This is a genomic window from Microcoleus sp. Pol7_B2, from assembly GCF_036701035.1.
Lineage (GTDB): Bacteria > Cyanobacteriota > Cyanobacteriia > Cyanobacteriales > Microcoleaceae > Microcoleus.
The window spans coordinates 1-7,911 of the sequence record NZ_JAUBQB010000139.1 but is presented as its reverse complement, the minus strand read 5'-3'; the positions used below and the strand labels follow the sequence as shown (position 1 = coordinate 7,911).

Sequence of the window (7,911 nt, the reverse complement as noted above, 5' to 3'; positions counted from 1 at the left end):
TTATTCATTTTTTTGTCATAATTAAGTATTGCATATAATTGTACCATAATCATGATAATGATGCGAGGATTGCTATATATTTTATTCCCATCACTATTGCATATCGTTACTAGCGCCACCGCTGATTGCCTGCGAGTTTTGCCGGCGAATCAAAGAGGCGCTCGGCTGGCCTGTAGCCGCTTAACGGTATGCAGCAGCAGTTCAAGACACATATCCCGGTGTAGAGCATGAATTGCCCGCTGTGCTGTTAGCGAGAGAGCAACTGTCACAATACCTATCAGACTCGGAACCTGAAGAAATTCCCGACTGGTGACGAGCAATTTTAGATTTTGGATTTTGGATTTTGGATTGACACTCTCGCATCGAGTGCCGATCGCTTTCTTTCCCAAGGCAGAAGCCCTCACCCCCTGGATTTGTTACAATTCTCGATCGTGTGGAGCAATTGACAGGCGATGTGGCTAAAATTTGGTGTTGTTCTCTTGGTGGTGAACTGACGAGCATTGATGAGGTTGGGCGCGGAAAAACGAATCTCGCTTGTCTCTACTGTGGCGGCTCCCTCATAGCAAAAAAGGGGAATGTGAGAAGATCTAACTTTTCAGGGGTTGCCGATCACAAAAGAAAAGACAACCCAGACCCCCACTTCTTTGTTGAAACCCTGATTGCCCTGGAGCGCTTTGATTCAGAAGCCGGGAAGCATAATAAAGTTGGGTGCATCAACTCATAGTTTTCGGTAAATTCCTATGGTTCAAAACGTTGTGATTATTGGAGCGGGTCCGGCGGGACTGCTACTGGCATATTATTTATTGGGTCGAGGCAACTACCATATTGATATCTATGAACGTCGTCCCGATCCTCGGTTGACTGATGTTTCAGGAAACCGTACATTTCCGATCTCGCTTCAGGAACGGGGCAGAAAAGCAATTCGAGCCATTGTTGGCTTAGAGGAGGCGATCGCCGCTCAAAGTGTGTTCTGCCACGGGACGATTATTTATCGCAAAAAGGGCAAATCCCGACGGATTCCTCGCGAAAATCCGGTTCTCACAATCGATCGCAATCGCCTCGTGACGGTTCTGTTGAAGCAATTAACCGAAACCTCTAGTCCGAATCAGGTTAAAGTACATTTCAACTGTGAATGTACGGCTGTGGATGCAACGGCTAAAACCGTAAGGTTGAAACCTCCAGAAGGAGATAGCTTTACCGTTCACTACGATCTACTGGTGGGTGCCGATGGAGCGCGATCGCAAATTCGAGAGTATTTAGTCGAGAATGCAGGCTTGCCGTGTTCCCAAAACTATGTTCCAGATGCCTATAAATCTGTGTTTTTAAATCGGCTCAATCCGAGTGCTGGAGTGGAGTTAGAGCCGAATAAAATCCATGCCTGGAATTTGAATAATAAAACCCGGATGCTGATGGTACCCCAGCCAGGAGATCGGTTGAATGGCGTGATTGTTTTCGATGCACAGACTAATCCCCTAGAAGGATTATCCACGAAAGAAGAAGTCAAGGCATTTTTTGAGGAAAATTTCCCGCTGTTTGGTCAGTTGATGTCGCTGGAAGAAGCGGAGGCGTTGTTGAAGCGTCCAGTGGCAAGGGTGTTAACGGTACGCTGCGATCGCTTTCATGAGGGCGATAGTGTATTGCTGATTGGCGATGCTGCTCATGCGGTGTCTCCCTCGATTGGGCAGGGGTGTAATTCTTCGTTAGAAGATGTGCTGATTTTGGGACAATTGTTAGAGCAGTATGGGGATGATTGGGGGAAGGTTTTGCCGCAGTTTTCACAGCAGCGAGTCCCGGATGCCCATGCCTTGCAAGAGTTATCAAATTATTCGTTTCCTCGCACGAAGTTGTTGCTGGTTGGGTTTTTCTTGCGGTTGACGATGGGAAGGCTATTTCATCGATGGTTTCCCCATTTAGTTAAGCCGTCTGTGTTTGATTTGGTGTTAGATACAGACTTGTCTTATTCGCAGGTGTTGAGTCTGAGCCAAGGTTGGATTAATAAGGTGAAGCGTTCGATGGCACAGAATTCTTGATATTCAGGAACGCCATTTTTTACCATCCTAACTAAGGGCATCAATTCGCAGCGGATTAAAACCAAAGCTTTCCCCGCACTTCTCCTACGATAACTTCAACATCCAACTAAATGCGGGGAATTAGAGCAATTGAAGTTGCTGCCCTTAAGAGTGTGGCAGGATTGAGCGCTCCCTTTCCACAGATTTGATCGACTGGCGATGGCGGTGGTTGGGATTGCTAGAATCAGAGTGATCTCGCTTTCTGGGTGATTGCATTCCCTGATGGGGTCGCGGATACAGAACACTTTGTAATTGCAGCGCCAAACCTCATGACAGGATCTTTTTACTTGGTTTACAAAGAAATCTACAAAGACCAGTCGATTGAAATTTATCGTTTCAGTCAGTTTATGCTTGGTGGAATTGGCTCTTCTCACTACTATGCCATTATTGATGATTACACATTGCCTGGAAATTTTGATTGCCGCTCCCATAATCCTTTTCGTGCTTCGGAGGATACACAGCCAACTCCCGAGCATTCGTCAGCACTTGCTGCAGCCAAAGCTTATTGCGACAGCAAGAGTAAAGCAAGGGAACAACGCCAGAGCGAGCAACGCGAGGACGAACTGCTTTCCCTCACCCTATTCTACCGAAAAGTTCAAACCTTGCTGCGCCAATTTTTCTCTTCGCTGGTAAAAAGGTGAAGCTGCAACAGAAAACGGCTAGAGTGATACAATGATCGATCTCGATAGTCAATAAAAGCGGGTGCATCTTCAAACCCTGCTTTGAAGAGAATTTTGATAGATATGTGGCTTAGATACGGTGTTGCTCTCAGCGGTGAACTGATGAGCATTGATGAAGTTGTGCGCGGAAAAACTCAGCTAACTTGCCTTTACTGCGGTGGCGGATTGACAGCAAAAAAGGGTTCGGTGAAAGAACATCACTTCGCCCACACCGAGGAGACTTGCAAACCCGTGTCACAGCGGATTAAAACCAAAGCGTTTCCCTCGCTTCCCCTCTACGACAACTTCACCATCCAGCTTAAGGGTGAGGAACTAGAACAACTAAAAGTGCTGTGGAAAGAATACGGGACAGAAAAGCGATCGATTCCCAAAGACTTGGTAAACTTTCGGTGGCAGTTGAAAGGATTGCTGGAGTCGTCGGGCGATCGCTCTTATGAATTTACCGACTTGGGTAAAATCCCCGTCGGCGCTCTTCCCCTGGCGCTGTTCAACCAAGTCCAAGAACCCTTGCTGCTATCAGAGTTAATGAAGTTAGAAGGCTCTGTAGAAATTGCTTTATCTGCGGGGTTATCTTCTTTAGAAGAACGGCGGGCTGATTTGCTGATTTATCGAGCACAGCTTCGTCGGATTTTGGTGAATTTCCTCTATTTCCTTGAGGTGAAAGCGGACTGGAACACGTTCTATAAAATTGGTATTACCACTCGATCGATCGAGGAAAGAATCGCCGAAGTGCAGCGAGATGTGAGGGCGCATTACTCGGATGTGGTTGTCAACTTGCTGGGACTTTGGGAACACCGGGGGAATGTCGAGCTGTACTTCCAACACCGGTACAAAGCTTTTAATTACCGCATTGGCAAGCTGACGGAGTATTTTGTGTTTCCGAACGTCAAGGCGGTGCTGAATGATTTTTACGGGATGGAAGCAAAAGTGTTGAGTGAGATTGAGGTGGATGCTATCGGCTTGTGCGATCGCGCAAGTGTGAACCTGAACGGATGTGGCGGCTTTCATTACTGAAGAGGATGCCCCAAGGCGGTTCAGTCAAGCTCGGTCTATTTACCTAAAAATTGGTGTATTTTCCGGCTCCCTCTATTAATTCTTTGTATGTTTTTGAGGTTAAGTCAAGCACCGCACAATGAAACGAAGGAGCTATAGCGCTCCTCAATGATTTTCTATGTACAATATTGATGGATTTTGGGAAAATCAAATTTATATTCCTTAGTAAAGAACTCAAACAAAAATTTGATAATTTTAAAAGACCTACATAAATACCAGTACTTTCTTAAAAAATTTTTAGCTTGTAACCAAGTATCTTCAACGGGATTCTGTTGGGGAGCCTTGGGAGCAAATAAAATACAAGTAATTGACCAATTTTCAGGTTCTTTGTCACTATTTACTGTTGATAAGAAATCTCTAAACTTTCCATATTTATGATAACTAGCTCCATCCCAAATTAATATAATTCTCCGACCTTTATATTTATTTTGCAAACATTTAATAAAATTTACCGTTGATTTCTCATCTCCAGATGGATGACTTTGAACGTGAAATTGTTGACTTTGATAATTGAGAGTACCCAAATAAGTTTGTCGCTCTCTTTCATTAGTAATTGGAATTTCAATCCTCCTATCTGATAGACCCCAAACGTAGCCTGTCAGATCTCCATGAAGTAGATGACATTCATCTAAAAACAAGACTATTATTTCCCCTGATTCTATGCCCGCCTTGTTTTTAGATAAAATTTCGTTAATTTTTTCCCGCTTTTTTTTACCAATTCGTCATCGGATTTGGGATTAAGTTTTTGAGTCTTTTTCCAACTACTATTGGCATCAGCGAAAAGTTTATAATAGCTCTGTTTTGATTTATAGCTCACACCAAACTCTTGTTCTACATAAGTCACTAACTCCTCTAAGTTTCAATATTGTTTATTCTTTAACCACTCGACTACTACATCCGTTTGTCGCTCTGTCAAATACCCTGGCGAGCCTTTATATCCTAGTTTTATTCCTTCGACTCCTTGGGTGTTAATTTTTTTTTCCAATAACCAACAAAGAATTCACGCTTCTCCTAACATTTTGCTAATTTCCTGGTACAACTTACCTTCAAGCGCCATCCTGACAGCTATTGCTCGTTTTAGTTCTCTTGCATCGATATCGCTTTTAATGAAAGATTCTAATTGGGGTATTTCTTTTTCCATGTCTTTTTGTGGCAGTTGTAAGTTATTCATTTTTTTCATAATCGAGTATTGCATATAATTCTATCATAATCAAGATTATGATTTAGGATTTCTATAGTATGCCGAAACTAAAACTTAAATCTCTCTACTGTGAAACAACTGAGGACAGCGGCGGGCCAGACGAAGCTTACTTGATTGTCAACGGCCAGCAGGTTTGGGGTACTCAAAGCATTAACGACAGAGAGGGTCGTCCGGTTGATAAAGAAGTTGACTTTTCAACCTCCGCTGAAATTAAACTTTATGACGAGGATACGGGGATATTGGACAGAGACGATCACCTGGGTACAGTAACCGTCGGCAGCGATCTGGCAGGTAAAGGAGAGCAGCAAGGTAAGTTTACTGATGATGGAGCAAACTATACCCTGTACTACGAAGTAGTTTGAACTCGCGTCTTCAAATACTAAGAAACAGCGGAACATTAAGTCTGTTTCTTAGTATTTGAATGCGCTCCCAAGAATGGAAACGCTCTCAATCTTTGCTTATCAAGAAGTACCGTTCTCCACAAAAGTTTTTAGCTTAGAAGCATTCCTCACTGCATTTCCCTCTCCGTCGTTGTTGAAGTAGGCGAACACACGGAGTCCCTGACTTTTCCACTCGCGGATGCGAGCTGCCCACCACTGCAAATCATCATCCGAGTAGGAGCCGCCGTAGAGGTAGTTGGGGTCGGGGCCGTGGAGCCGCACATAGACGAAGGGCGCTGTTGAGCGGAGGATGCACGGCAGGTGCGCCCCACTCATTACGCAGTAGGCCGCTCCAAAGTGTTCCAGCAGCGAAAATACCTCTTCTGTGTGCCAGCTTGGGTGTCGGAATTCGACAGCTACTTTAATCCAAGGGGGAACCTGTTCTAGAAAGTAAGCTAGGCGGGGCGAGTCGCAGCCGAACTGGGGAGGAAGCTGGACGAGCAGACTACCCAGTCGGTCGCCCAGGCATTGAAGTCCCTGACTCATGCGTTCCAACCACTCTTCTGGCGAGTAAAGACGTTTGGAGTGCGTTAGACCGCGCGGTGCTTTTACAGTCATCAGAAATCCTGGGGGTAGGCGCTGCTGCCAGTTAGCGAAGGTAGCATTTGGTGGCCAGCGGTAATAGGTGCTGTTAACTTCGACGGTTTGATAGTGCTGGATGTAACAACTGAGTCTGGAGCGAGGCGGTAGCTGGTGAGGATAAAGCACACCTTGCCAATGGTCGTAACTCCAACCTGAAGTGCCTATGCGAACAATCATCGCCTTTTTACTCCACCAATAAGCGTGTGAATTTAAGTGTAGTCGGCCCGCATCGCTACCGCACTCTATCAATCAGCTAAAAATAGATAAAGCAAGTTGAACTATCAAGAACTCCTTTAAACGGCGAACCCGATCTGGCTGCTTTGGGCGAACGTCTCCGGCTTTTCTATCTTGAAGGAGTGAGAAAATTAATAGGAGCTTGAATGACACAACACCGAAAGAGTGATCGTTCCAAATAATAGTCCTGAACTCACGTCTCTCCTAGCTCCTCTAAAATCTGTTGTACTGTTACCTTCAGCGGAGGTAAATTATTCTGTACGATCGCCCAAACTAGGTTCAGCGACACTCGGAAATATTCATGCACTACAAGATTCCTAAACGCTACAATTTGCGCCCAAGGCACGGATGAATATCGACCCCTTAACTCGGACGATAACGCATTTGTTGCTTCTCCAATAATCTCGAGGTGATGAACAATCCAAATTTGAATCAATTCTTGGTTGTCAAATTCCTGCCTACCAAGGCTTGCATATCGTTCAATTGCGGCTATTGCATCTAATATATCTTGCAGCCGTTGGGCTTCCCGCCTCATAGTGGTACAGCTTCCTGCAAAACGCGCTCGCGAATCCGTTCTTTGAGCATATCTACTGTGGCGATATCGACTTTGCGATTGAGCAGTTGTTCGAGATCGAGCAATAGTCCACCTGGAAACCAAGGCGTAATTTTCTCTAAATCGTAATCCACTAACAAATCAATATCGCTTTCTGGTGTCGCTTCGTTCCGTGCTACTGAACCGAATACGCGCACATTGTAGGCTCCGTGCTTTTGGGCAATGGCTAGAATTTGCGATCGCTCACAATAGAGTAATTCTTGAATGCCTAATCCTGTTTTTTCCATCAAGCCCTCCTCAACGCCTTAAGATAGTGCTTTCCACACTGGGGTCATTGCTAGTTAATCAGCGAAAGTAGCCTAAAAGTTCTCTGTAAGCATTCAAAGCCAAGCTATCAGACATTGTAGAGTATTGTAGTATGCTTAATAAAGCTTTCAGAGTTAACAGGAGTTCCTCTGGGAATGCAAATTGAACCGTACGATCCTCGCCACCTTGATGCTATTATTCGTCTTTCGCTTCGGGCATGGACTCCGGTCTTTGATTCGATTCAGAAGGCGATGAACGCTGATATTTACTAGGCATTCTATCCCAATCATTGGCGTGTGAGCCAGCAAAAGGCTGTGGAGGATCTCTGTGCGGCGGAAGACACGAATGTATGGGTTGCGACCGATGCAGGTTCTACTGTGGGCTTTGTAGCCGTGAAACTGCACGTTTGGGACAGCATGGGTGAAATCTACATGGTTGCCGTCGATCCAGACTTTCAAGGTCATGGCATTGGTAGTGCTCTGATAGAATTCGCTCTGGCTTGGATGAAAGATGCGGGGATGTCTGTGGCTATGGTTGAGACTGGAGGCGATCCCGGTCATGAAAGAGCGCGTCACACCTATGAAAAGGTTGGCTTTGAGCTATTCCCAGTCGCCAGATACTTCAAGAAGCTCGCTTGTGCAGGTGTGTTGATTTCGCTCGCGCATTGTATCTTTCAACTTAATGCGAGATCGCCCGTTCGTTCTTGTAAATCGTTGGGTAGTGCTATTTTGTAAAGGATAGAGAAAAATAGTTAGCATGGAGTTGTATGTCTCACTTTTGCGCCGTGAAACTT

11 protein-coding genes and 1 pseudogene are annotated in these 7,911 nt (G+C 45.1%); 6 read left to right on the top strand and 6 right to left on the bottom strand.

Translation table 11 applies throughout. The annotated features are described in order from the left end of the window. Positions 1-433: 433 nt before the first annotated feature. The 4 genes from QUA57_RS27695 to QUA57_RS27680 all read left to right on the top strand — a co-directional run bounded on the left by QUA57_RS27695 (position 434) and on the right by QUA57_RS27680 (position 3,763). Positions 434-724, top strand: coding sequence for a hypothetical protein (locus tag QUA57_RS27695; protein WP_333064972.1), 291 nt, complete (start codon positions 434-436; stop codon positions 722-724). A gap of 16 nt (positions 725-740) precedes the next feature. Next, positions 741-2,030, top strand: a complete 1,290-nt coding sequence (locus QUA57_RS27690; protein ID WP_333064971.1) for an NAD(P)/FAD-dependent oxidoreductase — start codon at positions 741-743, stop codon at positions 2,028-2,030. 245 nt (positions 2,031-2,275) lie between these two features. Continuing rightward, positions 2,276-2,710, top strand: a complete 435-nt coding sequence (locus QUA57_RS27685) for a hypothetical protein (RefSeq protein WP_333064970.1) — start codon at positions 2,276-2,278, stop codon at positions 2,708-2,710. 102 nt (positions 2,711-2,812) lie between these two features. Beyond that, positions 2,813-3,763 carry a GIY-YIG nuclease family protein gene (locus QUA57_RS27680; RefSeq protein ID WP_333064969.1) on the top strand — a complete coding sequence of 317 codons (951 nt, stop codon included), beginning with the start codon at positions 2,813-2,815 and terminating at the stop codon, positions 3,761-3,763. 155 nt (positions 3,764-3,918) lie between these two features. Here the strand turns inward: QUA57_RS27680 and QUA57_RS27675 are convergent, their stop codons facing one another. From QUA57_RS27675 to QUA57_RS27665, 3 genes are all read right to left on the bottom strand, one after another. Further along, a complete protein-coding gene (locus tag QUA57_RS27675) occupies positions 3,919-4,440 on the bottom strand; it encodes a transposase (RefSeq protein WP_333064968.1) in 522 nt (173 codons plus the stop codon). A gap of 20 nt (positions 4,441-4,460) precedes the next feature. Then, positions 4,461-4,646 carry a winged helix-turn-helix domain-containing protein gene (locus QUA57_RS27670; protein WP_333064967.1) on the bottom strand — a complete coding sequence of 62 codons (186 nt, stop codon included), beginning with the start codon at positions 4,644-4,646 and terminating at the stop codon, positions 4,461-4,463. A gap of 156 nt (positions 4,647-4,802) precedes the next feature. Beyond that, complete coding sequence (locus tag QUA57_RS27665; RefSeq protein ID WP_333251496.1) at positions 4,803-4,997, bottom strand: helix-turn-helix domain-containing protein; 195 nt, start codon at positions 4,995-4,997, stop codon at positions 4,803-4,805. A 44-nt stretch (positions 4,998-5,041) separates the two neighbouring features. Between QUA57_RS27665 and QUA57_RS27660 the strand changes: the two genes are divergently transcribed. After that, on the top strand, positions 5,042-5,365 hold the full coding sequence (locus tag QUA57_RS27660) for a hypothetical protein (protein ID WP_333064965.1): 324 nt from the start codon (positions 5,042-5,044) through the stop codon (positions 5,363-5,365). 99 nt (positions 5,366-5,464) lie between these two features. Here the strand turns inward: QUA57_RS27660 and QUA57_RS27655 are convergent, their stop codons facing one another. The 3 genes from QUA57_RS27655 to QUA57_RS27645 form a co-directional block, all read right to left on the bottom strand. After that, the gene (locus QUA57_RS27655; protein WP_333064964.1) at positions 5,465-6,202 is read right to left on the bottom strand and encodes a DUF72 domain-containing protein; all 738 of its coding nucleotides are present in this window, start codon (positions 6,200-6,202) and stop codon (positions 5,465-5,467) included. Between the two features lie 250 nt (positions 6,203-6,452). Next, complete coding sequence (locus QUA57_RS27650) at positions 6,453-6,794, bottom strand: HepT-like ribonuclease domain-containing protein (RefSeq protein WP_333064962.1); 342 nt, start codon at positions 6,792-6,794, stop codon at positions 6,453-6,455. Next, positions 6,791-7,099 (bottom strand): nucleotidyltransferase domain-containing protein, encoded by a 309-nt coding sequence (locus QUA57_RS27645; RefSeq protein ID WP_333064960.1) that lies wholly within the window; start codon positions 7,097-7,099, stop codon positions 6,791-6,793. The genes QUA57_RS27650 and QUA57_RS27645 overlap by 4 nt, the downstream gene beginning before the upstream one ends. A gap of 312 nt (positions 7,100-7,411) precedes the next feature. Here QUA57_RS27645 and QUA57_RS27640 point away from each other — a divergent pair. After that, a pseudogene (locus QUA57_RS27640) lies at positions 7,412-7,852 on the top strand (GNAT family N-acetyltransferase); the annotation flags it as partial. Positions 7,853-7,911: the final 59 nt, after the last annotated feature.

Coding starts and splice junctions, on each gene's coding strand:
- QUA57_RS27690 (WP_333064971.1), top strand. CDS start 741: ATGGTTCAAAACGTTGTGATTATTGGAGCGGGTCCGGCGGGACTGCTA.
- QUA57_RS27680 (WP_333064969.1), top strand. CDS start 2,813: ATGTGGCTTAGATACGGTGTTGCTCTCAGCGGTGAACTGATGAGCATT.
- QUA57_RS27665 (WP_333251496.1), bottom strand. CDS start 4,997: ATGCAATACTCGATTATGAAAAAAATGAATAACTTACAACTGCCACAA.
- QUA57_RS27660 (WP_333064965.1), top strand. CDS start 5,042: ATGCCGAAACTAAAACTTAAATCTCTCTACTGTGAAACAACTGAGGAC.
- QUA57_RS27655 (WP_333064964.1), bottom strand. CDS start 6,202: ATGATTGTTCGCATAGGCACTTCAGGTTGGAGTTACGACCATTGGCAA.
- QUA57_RS27650 (WP_333064962.1), bottom strand. CDS start 6,794: ATGAGGCGGGAAGCCCAACGGCTGCAAGATATATTAGATGCAATAGCC.
- QUA57_RS27645 (WP_333064960.1), bottom strand. CDS start 7,099: ATGGAAAAAACAGGATTAGGCATTCAAGAATTACTCTATTGTGAGCGA.